This window comes from Paenibacillus sp. JT22N1 (assembly GCF_059692155.1).
In genome coordinates this window covers 201944-226183 of sequence record NZ_JCAUAW010000005.1, presented here as the reverse complement: position 1 = coordinate 226183, position 24240 = coordinate 201944, and the positions used below count along the sequence as shown (strand labels likewise).

The following is a 24240-nucleotide window of genomic DNA, read 5'->3' as shown; positions in this document are numbered from 1 at the left end:
ACCTTTTTAGATCAAATTATTTATTATTTAGCGCGGCCACTACTTCCAAAGAAGCTTGCAAGGCCTCCTCAATTGCTTTTTTTGAGTTCTGATAATCATCGGGTATCTTAAAGGAAGTTACTAATTGCTTTATTTGTTCACGAATTTCATTTATGTCGGGACATTCCCTTTCAAGAGCCATATATTCTAATTTTCGCAATTGTAAACTTAACTCATGGGAATTTAGTTGTAGAGGTTTTCCTACAAATATACGATCGTGCTTAGTAGTTGCCGCTCCTTCTTCAGCTGTCAGAAGCTCTTCAAATAACTTTTCTCCTGGTCGTAATCCCGAATAAGTAATCTTAATATCTTCATCAGGTTCCAATCCTGAAAGTCGGATTAAATCACGTGCCAAATCTACTATTTTCACAGGTTTCCCCATATCTAAAATAAAAACTTCTCCGCCAATAGCCAGTGCTCCAGTTTGGATAACTAGTTGAACGGCTTCAGGTATGGTCATAAAATAGCGTATCATTTCTGGATGGGTAACCGTGACAGGTCCACCTTCTTCAATTTGCCTTTTGAATACTGGGATTACACTGCCTCTGCTGCCCAATACATTACCAAAACGAACAGCCGAAAAATGGGTCTTACTTGTTTCATTGATATTTTGCACGATCATTTCTGCAACTCTTTTGGTGGCACCCATTACACTAGTCGGATTTACAGCTTTATCTGTTGATATCATTACGAACCGTAATGACTCGAATTCATGAGCACATTCTGCCACATTTCTAGTTCCCAAAATATTGTTCTTCACTGCTTCGATCGGATTTTTTTCCATAAGTGGGACATGCTTATGTGCTGCTGCATGAAATATGACTTGCGGTCGGAATTGTTTAAATATCTCCACTAACCTGTGCTTATGTTGTATATCTGCAATAATCGGTTCGATACTAACATTTGGGAATTTTTTGCGTAATTCCATTTCGATATCATATATACTATTCTCACCTCGACCCAACAATAACAATTGCTTAGGTTCAAACCCAGCGATTTGACGGCATAATTCTGATCCGATGGATCCCCCTGCCCCTGTAACAAGCACAACATGGCCGAAAAGATAATCTGAAATTTCTTTAAGATTAATGTTTATAGGTTCTCGTCCCAATAAATCTTCCACGCTGACATCACGGATCATATTAATAGAAATGCTCCCATTAATCAGATCCTTAAAATGCGGGACTATTTTAATATGGCAGCTCGTTTTCTTACATATTTCAAATATGTCTGCTATCTCTGTTCGAGATGCATTCGGCAGGGCGATAATAATATCATCAATTTTGTATTTTCCTGTAACAGTTATTAAATCCATTCTGTTACCTAAAACAGGAACACCCAGCACTTCCAAATTCCTTTTCTGAGGATCATCATCAATAAATGCGACTGGATAATATTCGGAATTAGAATGCTTAAGTTCTTTAACGACCATAATGCCGACATCACCCGCACCAACAATTAAAACACGATGATGATGTGGTTGGATCTTAATGTAATTATCCCTAACGATCCTCCACAAAAAGCGCGAACCGCCAACAGTCAAAAAGATAATCATAATGGAAAGAATATAAATACTACGTGGAATGATAATTTGAGGATAAAAAGTATTCACTACAAAATGATGCAAAATAAAAATAAATCCTGAACTTACTAATGAACCTTTAATTATTGAAATTAGATCTCCAATGCTCGCATATTGCCAAAGTCTTTTATATATTTTATAAAAATAAAAACAAGTTAAAGTCGATAACGTATAAATCGCCATAACGTACGGGAGACTAGACGTGAACTCATGTCTGATCTCAAAATCAAACCTTAACAAGTAAGAAAAATATACAGATAAACTTACAATAATAGCATCAATGATTAAAAGTGTAGGAATCCTAAAATACTTACTCACTTCTTCTCCTCCATATCAATTCCACTACACCGAATTATTTGACCCTAATTTAATTGTACTACTTTTTCTCCAATAATCTCTAAAGACCATAATAAATGTCCCAATCAGCGCACCCATAACTCCGGCAATAACTATATTGGGTAATTTCTGGGGTCCTACAGGAGATTCTGGCTTGAATGCTGGTGTTATCAAAACAGCATTAAACCGATTAGATGATAAAATAAGTTGATCGGATGAGAATTCAGTTGAATTTGTCCGCTTCTGAATTTCATCAATTGCCTTTTGATTCTCGCCGACTCTATCACTCAGGTTTTGTTGATCAGCTTGAAGTTTAGAAAGTTGGATATTTGATTCTGCCAATTTAGACTTTAAAGTGGTATATACAGGATTAATTTCTTCGTTGTTCAATTGCAAAGAACCTAAATTTTTATTACTTGTTTGATTTGAATCTGCAGCAACTGATTGTAGATAAGGATCATCAGCAAGTACTTTTTTAGTAAGTAATTTTTCAGGAGTGGTTTGTAGCTGTTGATTAGTCTGTTCAATTTCTTTTTGATTTATCTTCAAGTTGTCTTCAACTTCAATTATACGTTTTTTAAAACCAACAATCATATCCAATCGAGTTGATACTTCTACAAAGGAACCTAATTCCAAGGCAACAATATTAGCGATTTGAGTGATCAAATCAGCGTTATTTCCTTTAACCTTAATTTGTATCAAATTCGATTCTTTGATGTTCGTAACAGAAATACTATCATTTAACATTTCCGTTGAATATTGACTTTTATCAAGATTTAATTTCTGAATAATTTTGCTAAGCATCATGCTGCTTTTGACTTGACCGGCAAATGAGCTTAAGTTTACTGGATTTTTTTGGTCATTTAACTGATTATTAATGATGACTGAAGTGGATACTTCATAAGTAGGAGTCAAAATAAAATAATTTACAATTCCACTCATAATAATGGCTATAGTTGTAATAAGAATTATGATTTTTTTTCCATCCCAAACAGTTTCAATAATATTCCTTAAACTAATATCCTCTTCCATAAATTACATTCTCTCCTTAATAATAAAAATCTTAGTAAATGTCGAATAAAGTCTATTGTTATCTTAGCAAATATATCTCTATAATGCTAGATTCATATATTTTCCCACCTCAAATGCTAAAATTACATAAGGTTATTTTCACAAATAAATTGGCATTAAACTAATATATATGATAAAATTTTGTCGATTTGATTGGAAAAGGAGAACCTAAAATGGCAGAAATAAAAAAAAATAGTTATACAGGTCCTTTAAAGAAAAGTCATAGTAATAATGCTGAGAAGGGATCCATCATTTTTTGGATTCTAGCAGGTTTTGCTATTCTTTTTTTGTTTTGGGGCCCATTTCAAAAGGGAATGTTTAATGGAAATTCATTAGCGTTTGAATCACCTATTTATTCAACTGCAGTCTGGTCTTCAATTATACTTATTCTTATTGGTGTTTATTTTTTCTTACATTGGAAATTAAATACCGTAGTTGGTCTGATTAGTATGGTAATATGGTTTATTCCTCTCTCCTATTGTATTTCATATATTTCAGCTGCTTCAGCTTATAGTGCCTACAACCAAATTTTAATCCAAATGATATATGTATCCTTCTTCTTACTTGCTCTTTACATCTCTAGAATGGAATTAGGATTTTCTATACTTAAAATAAGCCTTATGCTTTCGGCTTATGTCATCATTTTGTTTGGATTATTGAACTGGTTCGGTAATAAAGAATTTGCTTTTTCATTGGTCAAGTGGTTCATAACCGACAAGGATGGGCTAACATATCGAGATGCAATTATGGTTGGTTCAGATGGAGTGCGTTTAACCTCAATCTTTCAATACCCTAACAGCTATGCAGCCTTTTTGATTGCTATTCTTCTATCTTCTTTGTTCTTAATTATCTCATCAAAAAAAAGAATTTCCATTGCATCTCATGCTGTAATGACTGTACCGATCTTCGTTTCACTTGTCTTAACTTTATCTAGAGGCGGATTAGTTATTCTGCCTATTGTGCTGCTCTTTGTTCTTATATTCTTAAAGCCATTTCGACAAATTTTATTTATTATACATTTAGTTACATCAGCTATCTTCTCCATATTAATATTAAGTAAAGTAACAAATATAGGCATAGAACTTAATCAAGGGTACAAAGCCACTTTGTCTGTTACTGGATGGAGCATTTTGTTGACAGTATCATTAGCTAATATGATATGTGCTATATTGATTCAAAAATTCGTTTCTACATGGCTAAAAGATAAACTTGTTAATTTCGATAAGAAAAGATTCTCCAATTTTTTTATTCCGCTATCCGCTATTATTTTGGGAACTGTATGCGTATTTGTCCTTTTTAGTGATATAGGTTTAACCAAATTACTTCCAGAAAATATTCGCACTCGAATAGAAACTATCAATTTGCAACAGCAAAGTGTTTTTGAACGTGGAACATTCTATAAAGATTCAATGAAACTATTAAATGATTATCCTCTAATCGGCGCTGGTGGCGGGGCATGGAGCTCATTATACGAAAAATACCAGAGTAACCCTTATATTAGCCGACAAGCACACAATTTCTTTTTGCAATATTTAGTAGAGGTTGGGGTCGTAGGATTTGCAATTTTTGTTATTTTAGTAGGAATTATTTTTTATTTATTTATTCGAAATTTTATAACACGAAATGAAGAACAACTGGATCAACGATTTATATTTTATATTGTAGTGATTTCTCTTTTAATTCATAGTATGATCGACTTTGATCTTAGTTTTGTTTATTTAGGTATACTTCTATTTTTGTCATTAGGTGTCATGGTCAGTAACGTTGAAAAAGAATTTAATTTTAATAAAGTAAAAACCATGCTTCCTCTACTAAATAAAATATACCCTGTTATACTCTTAATATTTGCAGGCGTATTTTTTTATAATTCTGTTCAAGCAGTGAAGGCTAGGAGTGCATTTGACACAGCACAAAATAACATGCAAAATCAAAAACCTATTAATACCATCATGGACCCTCTTAATCAAGCACTAAACTTTCATCCGAATCATCCTGAGTATGCTTTGTTTAAAATCAATTTGCTCATTCAAGCTTTTAACCAAACTAAGAATGAACAATATTACAATGAAGCAGTAAGTACGATTGATCAATTAAAAGCCGCTGAGCCTCATAACAGAGCAATACTTGAACAACAAATCAATGCATTTTTAATGAAAGATCAATTAACAAAAGCTAACACAACTATTGACAGCCAAATTACTAACTACCCTTGGGATATTACGTTGTATGAGAAAAGTATTTCTATAAAAACCGATCTCGGAAATAGGGCTAGAGGACAACAAGATATTACATTGAAGGAACAGTATTGGAAACAAGCATTTGAAATCTATGATCAAGTTACATCGAGGATAGCGCTACTGGCTAACCTCCAAGAAGGACAAGCTCAAGGTCGTGCATTCGGAATGACCAAAACAATCGGACTTGCTCTAGGTCAGATTGAATACATGCGTGGTAATTATGATTCCGCCAGTAAATTATTGAGACAAAGCTTATCCTTTGACCCATCAAATAATATTATTGCACGTTGGTACCTCGCCGCCTTGCAGAAACAAAATAAAAATGATCAAGGCATTTATGATAATCTTGTAAATAAAGATTCAAATGAAAAACAAGAAATAATTAAATTGTTGAATGCAAAGTTTTAATTAGAACTTCCGGGGCATAGTTATTTTTTATTGCAATATATAAAATTAACTATGCCTTTTTAATCATTTAACTAACCCAGATATTGTGAGTTCCTAGCACTATTAACAGTTCTTTTTCCAATCGTCTAGTGCTCGTCACATTTTACAATTGACTTCGTTAATGAATTATTTGCATACCATAACATTACAAACTATCCTCTCTTATTTCAGTTCTTCTTGGAACAAACACAGGTATCTTTACTTCTTCAAATACCTGATGTTTACCGAAAATTGTCCTCCAGGGCTTGATGGTCGATCATCATAAATACTATCCCCCTATATCAGTTCGCACATCTGCTGTGTTTCGTTAATTTTGAGAAAAAGTACTCAACATTATAAAAGAGATCATACACACCCCAACCCCGATTCCACCAAAGCATCGCAAAACTACATGAGTATAGTACGACCTGAGTCTTATAAATGCCCCTTATTTTCGACTCCTGATCATCCGCCAGCTTATTCAGCTGCCAAATGCTCGCGCATACAATTCCTCCACACAAAACGCATTATAAACCTTCTAATTCGCATATTGCTATTCAAGATAGGCCCGGCACTTTTCACAGGTATCGCCCCGTCCAATGGTTCCACTCTATCTCTAACTCCAAGATATAAGTGGTCCCCCGTGTATCTTTTTTTGTTCTGAGCACATACAAAACAACCCCCGAAAAGAATCTACGATTCTCTCCGAGGGTTTCCTTATCAACTAGTCGCGCAGCATGCCTTGATGCGGATGCGGGTGAGTGCCGCAATACTCATCTGTCTCTGAACAAGTGTACACATGCTCATAGACAGGAACGCAGTGGTGGCGGTTAACGATTTGAATTGGATGAATAACTTGAACTTTTTGTGGGTGGTAGAAGTCTCTTACTACTCTTTCTGGATCTGTCATGATCGGGTCAGCCGGTGGACACTGGAATGGTCTGCCTTGGGTTGGTTGGTTAGGTTGGTAAGCCATTGGCGGGTCAACTCCTCTATAGGTTTGTGTTAGTATACGTTTATGCCTAGTCCAGTGAATGTACCAATGCCTATATAGCCAATAATTAGGCTTGATTTTATGGGCCAAGCAGGTTAAATGTCCAAGCAAGCCCGAAAAAGGCAGGCTAACAGCACCATGATTCTCTCCCTTTTGCTTCATATATTTGTTACAATTGAGAAATGCGATGTACTTGATGGTTTCCTCCCATCCCCTGCGTCTTGAATTCCCATACCTTAGAAGGAGGAGGGAGTATGATGAATCATACAACTCAAAACACGAATTCCGACTTTCGGCATTTAACATACTCTCATGCCCCTGATTATTCGGAGATGCATCTCCATCATAAGCTTTGGAATTATTTCCACGAAAAACAAATCGAGAATCGTTTGCTCTCTTGGACCAAGGCTGCTAAAGGAGATTATTTCCGTCAACTGCTGGATTGGAATCTTGTTGAGGGCAATCTCGTCGTTCAGCTTTCTCCATTACCAGAAGGCTATTTGCCGTTTTCACATATAGAAAAAGAAGCTTTAAGTGATGAATCCAAAGGAAAATTGCTGATCTCCATTTGTAGAGCGCTTTCCATCCTACATGAAGAGCAGTTTTATATGGGCTTTTTGCTGCCAAAGCAGCTTTTTTTCGATCCGCAAACGTTAGCCATTATCATCGATGTGCAACCATTCCCGTCCGCTATCGAATTTATTAATCATTTAATGACGGACTTTTCATTCACTTCATTTCCGCGTTATGCACGGCGATTTCTTCTTTCCCGAGCTGCTGATTTTGAAGCTATCCACCTGCTGATTCATACGATATATGGCTCCGGCTCTGTGCCTAATAACCTGCTGCAATTATCAGAGAGTCTGCGTACTAAGCCAGAAACTATGTTATTCGCTGATGAAATTGCCGATATCATTCGAGCTGCCTTTCAACTGCCTGAGCAGGTGCAACCTCTTATTTACCATAGCAGCCCAAAATGGCTGCACCCTGCCGCTGCGCCAATTACGCAAGAGCATCAAAAGCATTTTCGTTATTTTTTGCAGTCAAATGAGAAACGTTTATTAGGGCTCGTTTGTGAGGATGAGGCTATTCGATTTGATGTTTATACGCAGAATGTCAATGAGATGTTAGAAAGAGGCTATTTCTTCAAGATTGTCTCTCAAGGACTTCCTTACTCAACTTTGCGTGAAGTGGTCTCCCGAACCTTACATCTGGCTAATGGCTTAGTCCCTGAATCAATCACCATGCTGCGGAATCTTTCTCGTAAATTTGATCAGCTTCTTAAAAAGCACTATGAAGGGGACGATATCCTTTATTTGCTAACTGAATGGTTGAATCAGTTTTTTTCTTCAATAATCCCGATGTTCCCTGTTCAAAACATTTTTTATATTTTTGAAAACTGCGAACACTTTGATGAAGATTCTCAGCTTATCCTCCTCAACTTTTGGCGAGAGTATGGCCATGAGATGACTGGCTTACATATTATATTCAGCGGCAGCCAGATACCTACTATATTCACTGGCATATCCTTTCAAACGCTTGAAATCCATCATTCGGACCAAGCGATCTATGAACAGCTGTTGTCTTCACAATTTGGACGAGCTGATTCCACGTTAATATCCGAATTGAAAAATTGGTTTTATGAGCACAAGATCAACTTTAGTCACTGCCGCATTATTTTGGAGGAGCTTATTCAATCTAGAAGCATTCATCTTACTAACAAGGGCTGGAATAAAACAGCTGCATTCCATCTTGATTATGAAAAGCTCCACTCTCTTAACTTGTTTTCTAAGCGCATCTCCCTTTTGGACAATGAGGAAATAGAGCTATTACGGCTCCTATGCTGTTTGCCTATGCCAATAAGCATGTTTTCCCTGTTTAAGGCGAATGAAATGGATGTAGGAATCATTCTCTCTTCGGTTACGAAGCTGGCAGAGCTTGGCCTTGTTCATGTCAGTCACAACGAAAGCTTATTTATCTCAACTGAAATTACCGAATTGGTCTTACAGCAGCTGCCGGCAGTTCAACTAATGTCTTACTACCAAAAAGCTTTGGTCTACCAGCAGCAATTCCGTCCACTTGGCTTACCTCAACTCATTACACTATCCAGCCAAGCGAGTGAGTATAAAGTAGAGTATTATTTGCTTTTAAAATATTACAAACAGATCCGTTCCCTTCTCTCTTATGGGCAAAAGGTTGAATTATTAGAACGCATCAAATATTTATATGAAAAATTAGAAAGGCCTTATCTTATCTTCCTAGACAGACTGCTAAGTAGAATGTATCTACTGCTCAACCAATTTGCTCTTTCTGAACAATTGGCACTAACTGTATACGAACGAACAGGCGAAATCACCGATCGCTTCGGGTGGATGTATATCCGTATCATCCAAAATGATTTGGATGTTTATATTTTACGTGAGCAGCTGTTCCCCTTTATTTTTGATGAAAGTCAGGCATTAGAGGACCGGGTACGGGCTGCATTTCTACTCAACACCAGCAATCTCTGTTTCCCTCTACAGGATGAAGAGGTGCGTAAGCTTCATGTCTTCTATACCGAAGTCGTTTATCCAAAGAGAAATTTGCTTTCACTTCGCCATTTTGCGGAGATTACGAACTATTATACGATTAATATGCTGATTCATTTTCCTGAAACCGAGGAGTGGGCTTTATCCATTGCAGCTAAGCTAGAACCGCTTCTGGAAACATCACCTCATACGGACCTCATGCTCCGTCTATATGATTTATATTCCTATCAGAGTAACAATAAGCTGATTAATACGTATGTATACCGCGGGATTGAAGGTGCCAAGCGCTCTGGCTACACGATCAAGGAACAAGTAGGTCATTTGAATGCGATGGAATTTTCATTAAATCAAGGAGACTTAGCCAGCTACCACTATCACAAAGAACGCGTAATGCAGGTTGACGAATTGCGTCGCAAGGATTTGGCCGAAACTTATTTAACGAATCAGTTGTTATACGCACTTGAATGGGAGCAGTGGGAACTGTTTCAAGAACTAGAAACCCTTCTGTTCGAGCAGCAAATCACAGAGTCGAGTTTGGCTTTATTGTCCGTTTTTCAAGGATATGTTGCCTTCCGTCAAAACCAGCCTATCACCATCCCGGGCTTCTTGAAATATGAGAACACTTCGATCTTCTTGGAGGCACTGTTCCAAACTAGAGAGGGAAATCTGGGGTTAGCCAGCAAGCTTTTTGAACAATTTATTTCAAAAAATAACTCAGGGATGTATGCAGGCTGGGCTTACCGAGAATTGCTTACGCTTCTCTTAGAGCTTCGCTCGGAGAATGTGGGGATTTGGTTCGAAAACTTTGAAGCTTATTTAAAACGATGCTCTTTTGACATCTTTTGGCCTGATTATTATAGACTTTCGGCGGAGAGGTCCATGTATGAGGGCGATATTCAAAATGCGATGCTGTATTTGCGACGTGCGTTAAATGGCTATCAGATTATTCAAAAGGAAACTTGGCGTCCCTACTTGACCGCCTACATGGAACAGGTTATTCGTCCCACCTTTGCCCCGGCATCGCCTACTATTATGCAAGATGATTTTGTTCAAAAAATGATTGCGGACCGCGAGCAATGGTTGCTCCTCTCCTTGGATTTACAAATCATCATCGAACTCAGTGAACAGGTTACCGAAACTTTGGATCTAATGACAACGATGCAGAGATTGACCAAGGCACTTTTTGACTACTTTCCAGTCATTCAACTGGCCATCACCTACAAACTGCTGCATTATAAACAAAAAGTTTTCGTTACGGCTTCCGGACTAAGAGACCACGACGAATTGATTGCCTATCAAAGCCGAAGTGAAGATAGCTGGGCCCACACTTTCACTCTCTTTCAGCGAGGTGATCAAGCTATTACTCTCCAGGTTTTTGTAGATGGTATGACCAAAACAAAGCTTCAACATATGGAGCATTTTCTCTCTTTTATCAAACCGCATATTATCAACGTTCTCTTGCATAGAGAGATGGTGATTGATAACCTGACCGGCTTTTATTTACGCGGTTATTTCATGGAAAAGCTGAGGGAAGAATTCGATCTCTCTAGACGTTATAACCTCGACTTATCCGTAATCATGATCGATGTGGATAATTTCCGCAGGGTCAATGAGTTCGGACACCCGGAAGGGGACCGAGTTTTACGAGAAATCGCAGATATTTTCCGGTTTAATTTACGAAAGAGCGATATCGCTGGACGATATGGCGGTGAGGAACTTATTCTAATTTTACCTAAAACGGATGGGAAAGAAGCCCTCAAGATTGCCCATCAGCTGCGAGGCGAAATTGAGAGAGAATTTGCCTTCGGGCGCCCTTACCAGATCACCGTCAGTGTGGGCGTATCTTCCCTAGAGCTCTGTAGTCCAACTTCGATAGAGGAATTGATTGAACAGGCTGATACTGCGGAGATTACTGCGAAGCAGACGGGGAAGAATAAGGTTGTTGCGGCTTGGGATCTTTGATTTGCTCGACGACTCCGTCTTAAGACGGAGCTGTATGTCATCCGCCGGATGGTTCAGACGCGCCGATCGATCCTATATAATGAAATCGATAAGATGCTGAAGAAATCGAGCTAATTTTAAAGGAGATATGTTTATGTTGAAAAACATGCGAAAAACCAAGGATGTCGGCATTTATGGCTTAACTGCAAAGTGGTATGATAAGAATTCTCGCAAAAGTCGAATGACTCAAATGCAAACCTATGCGAATGAAGTTGCATCTTTCGTCGGCAAACGTGCAAATATTTTGGAAGTTGCTCCTGGGCCGGGTTATTTGTCGATTGAACTCGCCAAGAAAGGGTTTAACGTTACAGGAGTTGAAATAAGCCCAGACTTTGTGAAAATTGAAAAAGACAATGCGAAAGAAGCAAATGTTTCAGTTGATTTTAAAGAGGGTAACGCATCCCATCTACCCTGCGAAGATAGCTTTTTTGATTCTATTATTTGCAGTGCTGCATTCAAGAACTTTAAGGACCCCGTAGAAGCGCTGAGTGAAATGTATCGAGTGCTGAAAGAAGGTGGAACCTCCCTAATTATCGACATGAATTATGAGGCAACATCTGAAGACATTAACAATGAGATTAGACAGACAGGAATGAAAGGATTTGACAAGCATTTTGTGAAATTTGCATTCAAAACTTTCCTAAAACAAGGTGCTTACACGAAAGAAGATTTTGAGTCACTTTTAAAAGAAACCCCTTTTAAGAACTACAAGATCAAAAAAGAGGGTATTAGTTTATTTGTCTATCTTTATAAATAGAAGGTTCCTTTACCAAACCGAAAAAGAAAGAGGCCGCCCATAAGTTCGGTGAACTCATGAGAAGCCTCTATTTTGGGCACGACTTACATCATGCCGCCCATTCCACCCATTCCGCCCATGTCAGGCATGCCTGGTTTGTCTTTTTCTGGTTTGTCAGCGATAACAGCTTCTGTTGTTAGGAACATAGCTGCTACGGACGCTGCGTTTTGCAGTGCGGAACGAGTTACTTTAGCAGGGTCAACGATACCTGCTTCGAACATGTTCACCCATTGGCCAGTTGCTGCGTTGTAGCCGATGCCTACTTTTTCGTTCTTGAGGCGCTCAACGATTACGGAGCCTTCTTGACCAGCGTTAGCTGCGATTGTGCGAACTGGCTCTTCTAGGGAGCGCAGGATGATGTTTACGCCTGTTTGCTCGTCACCAACAGCTACTACTTTAGCTACTGCGTTGTACACGTTAACTAGCGCTGTACCACCACCAGAAACGATACCTTCTTCAACAGCTGCACGAGTTGCGTTCAGAGCATCTTCGATACGAAGTTTGCGCTCTTTCAGCTCAGTTTCAGTTGCTGCGCCAACTTTGATAACAGCTACGCCGCCAGAAAGTTTAGCCAAACGCTCTTGAAGTTTTTCTTTATCGAAATCGGAAGTTGTTTCTTCCAATTGTGCGCGAATTTGAGTAACACGTGCGCCGATGTCTTTTTTGTCGCCAGCGCCATCAACGATGATTGTGTTCTCTTTGGTTACGCGGATTTGACGCGCGCTACCCAATTGGTCAGGAGTCGTGGATTTCAGATCCAAACCAAGCTCTTCTGTAATCACTTGACCACCAGTTAGAGCAGCGATATCGCCAAGCATAGCTTTACGACGGTCACCGAAACCAGGAGCTTTAACAGCTACGCAAGTGAATGTACCACGAAGTCTGTTAACAACAAGTGTTGCTTGTGCTTCGCCTTCAACATCTTCAGCAATGATCAGAAGTTGTTTACCGGATTGAACCACTTTTTCAAGAACAGGCAAGATTTCTTGGATGTTCGAGATTTTTTTGTCAGTGATCAGGATGTATGGGTTGTCAAGGACAGCTTCCATTTTATCCGTGTCAGTGATCATGTATGGGGAAGTGTAACCACGGTCGAATTGCATACCTTCTACTACTTCTAGTTCAGTAAGGAATCCTTTGGATTCTTCAACTGTGATAACACCGTCTTTACCTACTTTTTCCATAGCTTCAGCGATCAATTCGCCTACTTCTTCGTCAGCAGCAGAGATTGCTGCTACTTGTGCGATGGATTGTTTGCCTTCGATTGGCTTCGCGATAGCTTGAAGCTCTTCTACAGCCGCTTTAACAGCTTTCTCGATACCTTTGCGGATAACCATTGGGTTAGCGCCTGCAGTTACGTTTTTCAGACCTTCGCGGATCATAGCTTGTGCTAGAACCGTTGCAGTTGTTGTACCGTCACCAGCAACATCATTTGTTTTGGTAGCAACTTCTTTAACAAGTTGTGCTCCCATGTTTTCGAAAGCATCTTCAAGCTCGATTTCTTTCGCGATAGTAACACCGTCATTTGTGATCAACGGGCTGCCAAATTTTTTCTCAAGAACAACGTTACGGCCTTTAGGACCGAGGGTTACTTTTACAGCATTAGCTAAAGCATCTACCCCACGAAGCATCGCGCGGCGTGCGTCTTCACTGAACTTAATTTCTTTTGCCATGATAGGAAACCTCCTCTAATTTAGAACCTGTACATAGTAAGTAGTATTACGGAAAAACTAAGTAAACGCAGTGCCGATCTATATCCTGCTAAATTAGGCTAATACAGCGAGAATGTCGCTTTCGCGCAAGATCAACAGTTCGCGGCCTTCGTATTTCACTTCAGTTCCAGCGTATTTGGAGAAAATGATGCGGTCGCCTTCGCTTACTTCAAGCGGAACACGTACGCCATCTTTCAACGCGCCTGCGCCTACGGCTACAACTTTACCTTCTTGTGGTTTTTCTTTAGCTGTATCTGGCAGCACGATGCCACTTGCTGTAGTCTCCTCTTTCGCAACGGCTTCAATGATTACTCGATCACCTAACGGTCTGATCATGGAAAAATAGCCTCCTTTAGAAAATTGGTAATGGGTGTATTTCGGTTATTAGCACTCGAATGTGTTTAGTGCTAACAACAATTCTTATGATACTCATTCTGGGAGTAATTTGCAAGTCCTTTTACACATTTTTCATTCTTTCGGACACCCCCCTCATTCTACCCAAATGAAAAACAAATATTCCCTTCGAAAAAAGAAAAACAGCCCGCACGTTAAGCAGACTGTTTTATCATTTTGGACCGAACTCCCGCTCCCACTCAGCATCCTTCGCCAACTGTTTACGATAGATGAATCCCGACATAAATACGCTAAATTCATACAAAACAATAAGCGGCAAAGCCACTAAGATAGCCGATATCGCATCCGGCGGCGTGATAACTGTAGATAAAATAACAAGCAGCATGTAAGCATACCTTCTGAACTTGTGCAGACGCTTCGGATTCAAAAGGCGAATCTTCGTGAGGAACATCACGACAATCGGCATTTCAAACACAATGGCCAATGGAAGAATAATGTTGAACATAAACGTAAAATATTGCGCCGCGCCATACATCTCCGTGATCTCGAGACTCCGGCTAATGGAGGAAGTAAAATAAAATGCCATCGGAAAAACAACCCAATAACCGAAGGAAAGACCTCCCAAAAATAACAAAAACGCATAAGGAATATAAATAATCGAAGCCTTCTGCTCAGTCTCACGCAAGCCAGGCTTAACAAACGCCCATATATGATAAAGAATAACCGGCAGGGTAATAAGAATACCAACGGCCAAACCAAAATTCATATACAAGCGCAGGGCATCCCATGGGGAAAAAACGTTCCAACTGATGCTATCCGCAGGCGGAATGTTTTTGAGGTATCGAATGATCGGCTTCGCGCAGATTAGTCCGCCTACCATCCCTATAACCAGGACGACCAGTACCCACATGATTCGTTTGCGCAGCTCACCAAGGTGCTCTACGAGTGACATTTCTTCGTTCGTTGTCATTTTTCACCAACCTGATCTAATGGATCAAACCTATAAGGCTGAAGCACTTGTTATGCTGAAAAGAAAGCGGCTAGTCCGGTAGACGCCGCGTGTTGCTTGACGGCGCGATAGGCGCCGCGGGCGCTGCCGGAGAGGCAGGTGGTGCGTCCGTCTGAGCGGGTGCCGTCGGAGTGACCGACGGTGCTTCCACAGCGGAGACTGCTGCCGGAGAGGCAGATGGTGCATCCTCTGGAGTAAGCGATGGGACGGATGCTGCAGCAGCACTCGGTTCGACTACCGACTCGACTACTGCGGGAGCAGCCGATACAAACGCCACTGCCGCTCTCTCGGAAGGAACACCTGTTTCGACAGCGTTTGACGAGGCTGTTTCGCCTTGAGTCGAAACCTGCGGAGCTGGTTTGACCTGGGCTGCCGGCTTTGGCGCTTCTTCCGGCTCATCGTTCAGCAGGGCGTGAGCGCCTTTCTTAAAATCCCTGATCGTGCGCCCCAGCACACGGCCAATTTCGGGCAGTTTCTGCGGTCCAAATAGTACAAGAGCAACGATTGCTATTAATAAAAGCTCGGTGAAACCGATATTTTGAAACATGGACTTCATCTCCATCATTTGTTGCGACATCAACTAAACCGTAAAAAACAAATTGGCAAACACACAAATCAGCAACGATATCTCCTAGTGGGTAGTAACTGCGGTCAACGCTGTTACTACCGTCACCACACTTTTGCATTAGCTGCAAACAGTGCAGTTATTTTGCTACTTTTCACCTCTACGGCCCACTTTACCTGCATTTTGTACATCAAAATCAGCTAAAAACAGCCAATATACCGCCAAATCGCCAAAAAAGATGTACATTTTGCAGCAAATTGCTAGATACGAAACAAATTCAACCAATTAACTGCACAAAATGCAGCTAAATGTTTGAAATGTGCTCTAAAAAGCAAAATCAACTTTGTAAGTCATGCAACAAATCGCACAATAAATTCAAACAAGCTTAACTTGTAGGATTTCATCGACTACCACTAGCACTGATAAAACCCACCGTACCCCATCTCCGTAATGTCGCTGCGTACGATAGTCTCGCCCGCGCAAATCCGCGGGAGCAGCACATCAAAGGACGTGTACGGGTCGTGCATCACGCAACCCGGCAAGCCCATGATCGGCACATCGCCCAGATAGGCGATCATCAGCATCGAGCCCGGCAGCATCGGCGTGCCGTAGCTGACCACGCGGGCGCCGGCCTGCTTGATCGCACCCGGTGTGCGATCGTCAGGGTCCACGGACATGCCGCCCGTGACCAAAACTAGATCCACACCCAGCGCTAGCAGCGCGTGGATCTCACCCACAATCGCTTCGCTGTCGTCCGACACGAAGCGCTGGTCTACAACCTCGGAGCCGAGCTGCGCGAGCTTCTCCTTCACAACCGGGCCGAATTTATCCTTAATTCGGCCCTTGAAGACCTCGCTGCCCGTCGTAATAACGCCGACGCGCAGCTTGCGAAACGGCTTCACCTCAAGCAAGGTGAAGCCCTCCTCACGGCGAGCGGCAGCTAGGCGCTCGACCTCCGCAACCTTCGCTTCGTCTACAATCAGCGGGATCACCCGCGTGCCGACTAACGAAGCGCCTGCCTGAACGACTGTGTTGCTGCGAATCGTCGACAACACGACCTCATCGATGGCGTTCACACTGTCGACGAACGCCTTATCGATCTTGACCAAGCCGTGAATCGCCGATTTCACGTTCACTTTGCCCTCATGCGGCTCTGTCAGCGTGAGGTGCTCTCCAGCTATCGCGTTGGCCATGCGCAGCGCAGCTTCATCCTCATGCAGGTAGCCAGGCTGCAGTTCCATCACATAGATGTGCTCCTTGCCAATGCTGAGCAAAGCAGGAATGTCCGCTTCCGTCACCTGATGCCCTTTGCGAAACAGCCGTCCCTTGAATTCACCTGGCAAAATCTGCGTAAGATCATGGGGCAGGATCATGCCAATCGCATCTTCTACCTTGACCTCGCGCAGCATCGATTCATGGTTAGAACTCACCCATGGTCACCTTCTTTGCCTGTCAGAATCCCCAGCGCATGCGGAAGCTGATCGATAATCGCCATCAGATTCTCCTGCACGCCCTTGGGACTGCCCGGCAAATTAATAATCAGCGTGCGCCCGCGGATGCCGGATACCGCTCTGGAAAGCATCGCTTTCCGCGTTTTTTGCATCGAAATCATTCGCATGGCTTCTGCAAAACCAGGCGCAACTCGGTCAATCACATTGAGCGTTGCTTCCGGTGTCACATCTCGAGGGGCTAGTCCCGTGCCGCCAGTCGTTAAAATCAAATCTGCCTGATAATAATCCGTCATTTCTATTAATGAAGCCATGATTTCATCCATCTCATCCGGAACGACCCGGTATTCGATGATCTCGCCTTGAATTTCCTCTTCAATCAGCTCGCGGATTACCTGAGCGCTAGTGTCTTCTCGTTCTCCTCGGTAACCGCGGTCACTGGCTGTCAAAATCGCAACTTTCCAGTGCATCCTTCGTCACCTCTCCCTTGTTAACTGAATGAGATAACCCCACTAACCTGAGTGATCGTCGACTTTCATTTCTATGAAAAAAACTGCTTTATCTGTCTAGTCGCGTCACTGTCAACTATCTTGTCTGTGAAAATCCCCATTTTTGCCGCCTGTTTTGAGGACAAGCAGCGTGGAGCTGATAATCATATCCTTCTCTACTGCTTTGCACATGTCGTAGACGGTTAACGCGGCGGCGGATACGGCAGTTAATGCCTCCATCTCAACACCAGTCGGACCCGTCGTCCGGACAGTTGCTTCTATGTATAGTTCATTGTTGCCATTATCAGCAAACTGAATATCAATGCCCGTCAGCGCAATCGGATGGCACATCGGAATCCAGTCTGACGTTTTTTTGGCGGCCATGATGCCAGCCACTTGCGCAACGGCGAGGACGTCGCCTTTTTTCATTTTACCCTGCTTAATTAAATCGAGCGTCTCGCTCTTCATAATTAAAGTGGAACGCGCGGTAGCCGTACGCTTCGTCTCTGTTTTGTCCGAAATGTCGACCATTCGTGCTCGTCCCTGCTCATTAAAATGGGTTAATGGGGAAGAATCGGGCAAAGCACTCACCTCTATTTTAGGTTTCTGATTTGAAGACCATTTTGCTCTCGGTGACGATCCCGTCAACTCGAAAATCATGCCAGGAAGAAGGAACCGCAGGAATCAATTGATTATCAAAAGCGGCAGCAACCGCAAATGGCCTCTTAAGCCCACGCGCAGCAAATAACTGCATGAAGCGATCATAAAAACCGCCCCCATAGCCCAGTCTTCCGAAATCCAAATCAAACGCAAGCCCTGGCACTAAGATTATAGATAGGGTGGACAAATCGTGCTCAATCTGCACCTCGCCGCGAGGTTCTCTGATGCCATATGCCCCGCTTTCCACATCTTCATAGCTGCTTATCACATGCAAATTCATCGTCTTCGTATCTGTTACAACCTTCGGCACAACCACACGAATTCCCTGCTGCCAACACCATTCCATCAGAGGGGCAACATCCGGCTCAGACCGAAAAGGCATATAACTCATGATCGTAGGCGGAGCGGACGTTTCATTCTGTCCATGCCCAAGAAGCCTATCGCTGCATAGTTTTTTCAATCTCTCATTTATGCGCTGCTGCTTCTCTTCACGTTCTTCAGACATGATGGAGGAGCGCAGTTCTTCCATTTCTTTGCGTAATTCGATTTTCCGCTCTCGGATGTTCATACTAGCTTCAGCCCTTCCCTAACGAGGAGTGGTTTCCCCCATTTTAACATAAACAAGGAAAAAAACTATACTTGCACTGGGGACTCCAGTCGAATGAGCGTTATTACGGGAAAATGGTCCGAGAATATCGTCGGAATTGCCCATGAAGATTGGACTTTCTTCCTATTCGTGAAGATGTGATCGATCCTTTTTCCATCTAAAAAAGTCGATTGCATACCCGCTCGTAATGGCACATTGGTGAGCTGTTCTGTGTCTATTTTGAACGGAAAGGCATCTAATTCCATATTAAAGTCCCCCGCGACAACAAGTGGGTCATCGTAGTTTGTTACCTTTTCTGAAATACGAGCAAGTTGAAGGTTTCGATCCTCTTTGGACAGACCCAAATGCGTGGTGGCTATTCGAACAGATTCAGAATTAAGCTTGATTTTTACTTCTAACAGACTTCTAGTTTCCTTATTACCTGGAAGCAGTGTATAGCTGCTGTCCTCAATCGGATAACGGCTCAGAATCGCATTGCCATATTGCCCGGCCGTATAGGTTAAACTAGGTGCAAAACGCATATCCATCCCAAGAAGCTCGGCCAATTCCTTCGCTTGATCCACATACCCGCTGCGCCAGCGGTAACGATCCACTTCTTGCAAGGCGATGATGTCGGCTTTTTCATTTTGAATGAGCTCAGCAATACGTTGTATATTTACTCTACCATCTAAACCTTCACCATGGTGGATATTAAACGTCATAATCGTGAATGCTGCTGGGGAAGTGGTTGAACTAGACGCGGGAATTGCAGATATGGCACGCATCCCAGTAACAGATGAGCTTGCTACTCCTTGACATAGTAATATCAACAGAAGCAGGGGCAAGAACGAATAGCCTATATACTTAGCATGCCTCAAAAGTACCATTTACCCATCCCCTACCCAATCTGATCTATGCAAAATTAAGCATACGATGCCCTCGCGCATGGTGTATACTAGTGAATTGATGGGATTTATAAGAGGGCGAAAGGGCGGGCTTGGATAGGTCCTTTCATTAATAAGCAGGAGGTAGCAGCAGATGCTATTACAGGTTTCTAACATTTCAAAAAGCTATGGGGTACGTTCCGTACTCTCCAATATAACGCTTCAGATCGAAAACAGGGAACGGATCGGTCTAGTTGGCGTGAATGGCGCCGGTAAATCGACGCTGCTCCAAATTATTGCCGGCGAAATGTCCTATGACAGCGGCGACTTATTCAAGGCGAAGGAAACGAAAATCGGCTATTTGAAGCAAAATAGCGGACTGCAAACGGACAAGTCTATCTGGAACGAGCTGCTGAGCGTATTTAGTTCCTTACTGGAGACTGAGCAAGAACTTCGTGAGCTTGAAGCGTTAATGGCAGACCCTGAATTAATCTCGGATGAAAAAAAGTACGAAACCACGATGAATCGTTACGCTCTGCGCTCCGAATGGTTCCGTGAACATGGGGGCTATGAAATTGAAGCGAAAATCCGCGGCATTTTGCACGGGATGGGCTTCGGTCAGTTTCCTCCGGATACGTTAGTCAAAACGCTAAGCGGCGGTCAGAAAACAAGGCTTGCCCTTGCCAAAATGCTGCTCGAAGAACCCGATCTGCTGATGCTCGACGAGCCTACGAATCATTTGGACATTCCGACGCTAACTTGGCTGGAAGGTTATTTACGCGGCTATCCGGGCGCTATTCTGGTCGTATCTCATGACCGTTTTTTCCTGGATGCTTTGGTAACTTCTATTTATGAAATTGAGCGAAATGCTTCCAAAAGATATACCGGGAACTACTCCCGATTCATCGAGATTAAAGAAGCTAATTATGAGATCGAAATGAAGCAGTTCGAGAAACAGCAGGATGAAATTGCGAAGCTGGAGGATTTTGTTCAGCGCAACATTGTGCGTGCTTCGACGACTAAGAGAGCGCAGAGCCGCCGCAAGCAGCTCGAAAAAATGGATCGACTCGATAAGCCGATGGGGGATTTGAAGCGGGCTTCGTTTTCTTTTGAAATCGAGCAGACCTCCGGCAAGGAAGTGCTGCAGGTTGATCGTTTGGCGCTTTCCTATGATGGAAAGAACCGATTGCTCGATGGCGTCTCCTTCCAGCTTCGTCGTTCGGAAACTGCTGCACTCATTGGGCCCAACGGTGTGGGTAAGTCCACCTTGCTCAAAACATTAATTGGTCAGCACAAACAAGACGCAGGCACCTTCAAATGGGGCGCTGGCGTCACGATTGGCTATTACGATCAGGAGCAGACGGGACTGACCCCGACCAACAACGTGCTGGAGGAAGTGTGGAACACGTATCCGCATCTGGAAGAAGCATGCATTCGCACGGTGCTCGGGAGCTTTCTTTTTAGCGGCGAAGATGTTTTCAAAAAGGTTGCGGCCTTAAGCGGCGGGGAAAAGGCTCGTGTAGCCTTAGCCAAGCTGATGCTGCAAAAAGCGAATGTTTTGATACTCGATGAGCCTACCAACCATTTGGATTTGTACAGTAAAGAGGTTTTGGAATCGGCATTGATGGATTACGAGGGTACTCTCCTCTTCATCTCCCATGACCGTTACTTCCTGAACAAGATGGCTGAGAGCATGCTTGATCTGCAGAAGGACGGGCTAACGAGCTATCTTGGCAACTACGACGATTATGTGGAGAAAAAGGCCGAGCTCGCCGAGATGGAAGCGAAGCGTCTAGCCAAAGAAGCCGAGAAGAAGGCCGCTGGAGGCAGCGGTTCGGCTGGGAAAAGTGAACCCGCGAGTGGCGGTGGGTATGAAGCAGACAAGCTGGCGAAGCGCGAAGAACGCAGCCGCCAGCGTAAGCTGGAGCAGCTTGAGCTCGACATCGCTCGGCTGGAAGAAGAAGTGTCCGCCTTGGAGGCGGAGCTTGCTGATCCCGCTGTGTACAACAACTATGTGCTCGTTCAAGAGAAGACCGCTGCGGTTGATGAGCGTAAGAGTGCGCTCACTGCTTGTTATGAGGAGTGGGAGACGCTCCTTGCATAGAGCGGGTATGCAAAAAAGTTTGGTTGAAAATTCAACCAAACTTTTTTTTGCATCTACGATCAAAGAAATCAGACATGGTTTAGAAACAGTTTATTGGGCAAAAAGTGACTTGTTCGGATATGCCGAATCGTTTTTGTTTTTGCCCGCATGACGATAGATTGCGTTTCGGCACGATGTCCAGGTAGAAAAAGCACCCCGCCTAAAAAATCTCCGGGTGTTATGCCCGTTGCCGCGAAAATGACATCGCCGTCCCCGACCATTTCTTCCATCGATAATATCTTTAGCGGATCATGCAGCCCCATTTCCCGACAACGCTGCTCTTCTTCCGGAGAAGACGGCATTAATCGGCCTTGAATTTCACCGCCAAGACATGATAATGCCGCTGCGGCAAGCACTCCCTCCGGCGCACCCCCTGAGCCTACATAGAGATCAACGCCTGACTCAGGAAAAGCCGGCGCCATAGCTCCGGCAACGTCTCCGTCACTCAGAAGCTTGATACGCACCCCTAAGCTGCGCAGCGTCTCCATATGTGCGGTATGCCTTTCCCGATCTAAACTGTTAATTCTGATATTGATTTATTTAAAATTTGGGAAGCCTTGAGCAATGTTGTTTCTAATGACTCTGATAATCGCAGACGTCCTTTTAGCAGAGGTCCGCAAGCCAGTTTCTCCATATAGATATCCGGAGCATGCAGCAAATTTCCCTTGCTAGCAACAGCAACAACAGCCAGAGCGTTGTTGATTCCCTTCGCCACTAGTTCAGTTCCTTCCAAGGGATCAACTGCGATGTCAACCTCTGGGCCGTCCTGATTGCCTACCTGCTCCCCAATATACAACATAGGAGCTTCGTCCATCTCCCCTTCTCCGATAACAACCGTGCCTTTGATGGATACCGAGTCGAACATAGCCCTCATTGCCGAAGTAGCAGCACCGTCTGCGCTATTCTTATCGCCTCTTCCCATCCATCTGGAAGCTGCCAATGCGGCAAGTTCCGTGACCCTAACGATTTCTAATGCAAGTTCTCTTTCAATATGGAATTCCTCCCTTACATAACGAAACTAAGCAGCAAAACAATGCCAAAAGCAACGAAAGACAAGATGGTTTCCATAGCGGTCCACGTTTTTAGCGTTTGGGCCACCGACATATTAAAGAACTCTTTAATCAACCAGAACCCGGAGTCATTCACATGAGAAAGCATGATAGAACCAGCTCCTACTGAAAGCACTAAGAGTTCCGGGCTAGTACCGGGCATTGTAGCAGCAAGCGGGGCAACAATACCTGCTGATGTTGTCATAGCGACAGTAGCAGATCCAACCGCAGCCCGGATGACCCCGGCGATGACAAAGGCTAATACAATAGGCGAGATATGTGCGCCTGTAGCCAGTTTAGCAATCGCATCGCTCACTCCGCTTGAAGTCAATATTTTATTGAAGCCGCCGCCTGCGCCAATAATCAAAATAATAGAAGCGACAGGTCCCAGAGACTCATTCGTAAACTTTAGAAGGTCGTTTTTATCATAGCCGCGAGCAAAACCAAATGAATAAAAAGCAAATACCAACGAAATCAGGAGAGCTACGACCGGACTGCCAATAAAATCAACAACGATGCGTAATCCGCTAGTAGCAGGAAGCGTAACATCCACGAGTGTAGCAAGCAGCATTAACATAACTGGAAGTAAAATCGTAAATAGTGTGATGCCGAAACCAGGCAGCTCCTTTTGCTGAGCCTTCGTGAATTGCTCAATCAGTTCACCCGTTGGTTCTACAATAACTTTCTTGGCAATGTACGAGCCATAAATCGGACCCGCTACCGCAGCAGCAGGGAAAGCTACGAAAATAGATAACAGGATCGTCTTACCCAAATCTGCGTGAAAAATACCAACCGCCAGCATCGCAGCAGGGTGCGGCGGAACAAGACTGTGAACAACAGCAAGCCCGGCAACTAAAGAAAGACCGATTTTGACTAGCGAAGTGCCGGTATGCTTGGCAATCACGAATACAAGCGGAATCAACAAGACAACCCCAACTTGGAAAAATACAGGAATTCCGCAAATGACAGCCACTACCATCATAGCCCAATGGACATTCTTCTCGCCAAAAGCACGTATAAGCGTTCGGGCGATACGTTCAGCTCCCCCTGATTCGGCCATCATTTTCCCGAGCATCGTTCCGAGTCCGATTACGATGGCAATAAAACCTAATGTACTGGCAACTCCATCTTGAAAGGACTTCACTATGTCGGGCAGCTTCATTCCCGAAATCAATCCCATAAACAATGCAGCGACGATCAGTGCGATAAATGGGTTGGTTTTAAACTTTGCGATTAATACAATTAAACCTACAATGGAAATCAGAGCATATATCAATAAACTAGTGTCGTGACTTAATCCAAACAAAGAAACCATTTTTTTGCCCCCTTTTC

Annotated in this window: 17 protein-coding genes and 1 pseudogene; 4 read left to right on the top strand and 14 right to left on the bottom strand. The window is 43.0% G+C overall.

The annotated features are described in order from the left end of the window. Positions 1-16: 16 nt before the first annotated feature. Positions 17-1804, bottom strand: coding sequence for a polysaccharide biosynthesis protein (locus AC58UU_RS12125; protein WP_497315888.1), 1788 nt, complete (start codon positions 1802-1804; stop codon positions 17-19). A gap of 159 nt (positions 1805-1963) precedes the next feature. Beyond that, positions 1964-2989 (bottom strand): Wzz/FepE/Etk N-terminal domain-containing protein, encoded by a 1026-nt coding sequence (locus tag AC58UU_RS12120; RefSeq protein ID WP_497315886.1) that lies wholly within the window; start codon positions 2987-2989, stop codon positions 1964-1966. A 212-nt stretch (positions 2990-3201) separates the two neighbouring features. On the opposite strand from AC58UU_RS12120, the gene AC58UU_RS12115 reads away from it, so the two are divergent. Next, positions 3202-5673, top strand: a complete 2472-nt coding sequence (locus tag AC58UU_RS12115) for an O-antigen ligase family protein (RefSeq protein WP_497315884.1) — start codon at positions 3202-3204, stop codon at positions 5671-5673. A gap of 742 nt (positions 5674-6415) precedes the next feature. On the opposite strand, the gene AC58UU_RS12110 is transcribed toward AC58UU_RS12115, so the two are convergent. Beyond that, a complete protein-coding gene (locus AC58UU_RS12110; protein WP_497315882.1) occupies positions 6416-6667 on the bottom strand; it encodes a hypothetical protein in 252 nt (83 codons plus the stop codon). Positions 6668-6939: 272 nt separating this feature from the next. Between AC58UU_RS12110 and AC58UU_RS12105 the strand changes: the two genes are divergently transcribed. Together AC58UU_RS12105 and AC58UU_RS12100 are read left to right on the top strand one after the other, a co-directional pair. Then, positions 6940-11175, top strand: coding sequence for a GGDEF domain-containing protein (locus tag AC58UU_RS12105; protein WP_497315880.1), 4236 nt, complete (start codon positions 6940-6942; stop codon positions 11173-11175). Between the two features lie 133 nt (positions 11176-11308). Then, on the top strand, positions 11309-11971 hold the full coding sequence (locus AC58UU_RS12100; RefSeq protein WP_497315878.1) for a class I SAM-dependent methyltransferase: 663 nt from the start codon (positions 11309-11311) through the stop codon (positions 11969-11971). A gap of 83 nt (positions 11972-12054) precedes the next feature. Here the strand turns inward: AC58UU_RS12100 and groL are convergent, their stop codons facing one another. The 9 genes from groL to AC58UU_RS12055 all read right to left on the bottom strand — a co-directional run bounded on the left by groL (position 12055) and on the right by AC58UU_RS12055 (position 19719). After that, a complete protein-coding gene (groL, locus tag AC58UU_RS12095) occupies positions 12055-13683 on the bottom strand; it encodes a chaperonin GroEL (protein WP_056830967.1) in 1629 nt (542 codons plus the stop codon). Between the two features lie 93 nt (positions 13684-13776). Further along, entirely contained in the window at positions 13777-14058 is a 282-nt protein-coding gene (gene groES / locus AC58UU_RS12090) for a co-chaperone GroES (protein ID WP_028553854.1), read from the bottom strand. A gap of 229 nt (positions 14059-14287) precedes the next feature. Further along, positions 14288-15046 (bottom strand): twin-arginine translocase subunit TatC, encoded by a 759-nt coding sequence (gene tatC, locus AC58UU_RS12085; protein ID WP_171645312.1) that lies wholly within the window; start codon positions 15044-15046, stop codon positions 14288-14290. A gap of 70 nt (positions 15047-15116) precedes the next feature. Beyond that, entirely contained in the window at positions 15117-15632 is a 516-nt protein-coding gene (locus tag AC58UU_RS12080) for a twin-arginine translocase TatA/TatE family subunit (protein ID WP_497315875.1), read from the bottom strand. A gap of 431 nt (positions 15633-16063) precedes the next feature. After that, a complete protein-coding gene (locus AC58UU_RS12075) occupies positions 16064-17059 on the bottom strand; it encodes a molybdopterin-binding protein (protein WP_497316239.1) in 996 nt (331 codons plus the stop codon). Positions 17060-17076: 17 nt separating this feature from the next. Next, on the bottom strand, positions 17077-17568 hold the full coding sequence (locus AC58UU_RS12070) for a MogA/MoaB family molybdenum cofactor biosynthesis protein (protein ID WP_029197035.1): 492 nt from the start codon (positions 17566-17568) through the stop codon (positions 17077-17079). A gap of 111 nt (positions 17569-17679) precedes the next feature. Then, complete coding sequence (gene moaC, locus AC58UU_RS12065) at positions 17680-18168, bottom strand: cyclic pyranopterin monophosphate synthase MoaC (RefSeq protein ID WP_261306573.1); 489 nt, start codon at positions 18166-18168, stop codon at positions 17680-17682. A 16-nt stretch (positions 18169-18184) separates the two neighbouring features. Next, positions 18185-18814 carry a 5-formyltetrahydrofolate cyclo-ligase gene (locus tag AC58UU_RS12060; RefSeq protein ID WP_497315872.1) on the bottom strand — a complete coding sequence of 210 codons (630 nt, stop codon included), beginning with the start codon at positions 18812-18814 and terminating at the stop codon, positions 18185-18187. A 65-nt stretch (positions 18815-18879) separates the two neighbouring features. After that, on the bottom strand, positions 18880-19719 hold the full coding sequence (locus tag AC58UU_RS12055; protein ID WP_497315870.1) for an endonuclease/exonuclease/phosphatase family protein: 840 nt from the start codon (positions 19717-19719) through the stop codon (positions 18880-18882). A gap of 151 nt (positions 19720-19870) precedes the next feature. Between AC58UU_RS12055 and AC58UU_RS12050 the strand changes: the two genes are divergently transcribed. After that, entirely contained in the window at positions 19871-21820 is a 1950-nt protein-coding gene (locus tag AC58UU_RS12050; RefSeq protein WP_497315868.1) for an ABC-F family ATP-binding cassette domain-containing protein, read from the top strand. A gap of 68 nt (positions 21821-21888) precedes the next feature. Here the strand turns inward: AC58UU_RS12050 and glpX are convergent. Then, positions 21889-22850 (bottom strand): annotated as a pseudogene (glpX, locus tag AC58UU_RS12045) (class II fructose-bisphosphatase). A gap of 14 nt (positions 22851-22864) precedes the next feature. Further along, positions 22865-24223, bottom strand: a complete 1359-nt coding sequence (locus AC58UU_RS12040) for a GntT/GntP/DsdX family permease (protein WP_497315866.1) — start codon at positions 24221-24223, stop codon at positions 22865-22867. Positions 24224-24240 lie beyond the last annotated feature (17 nt).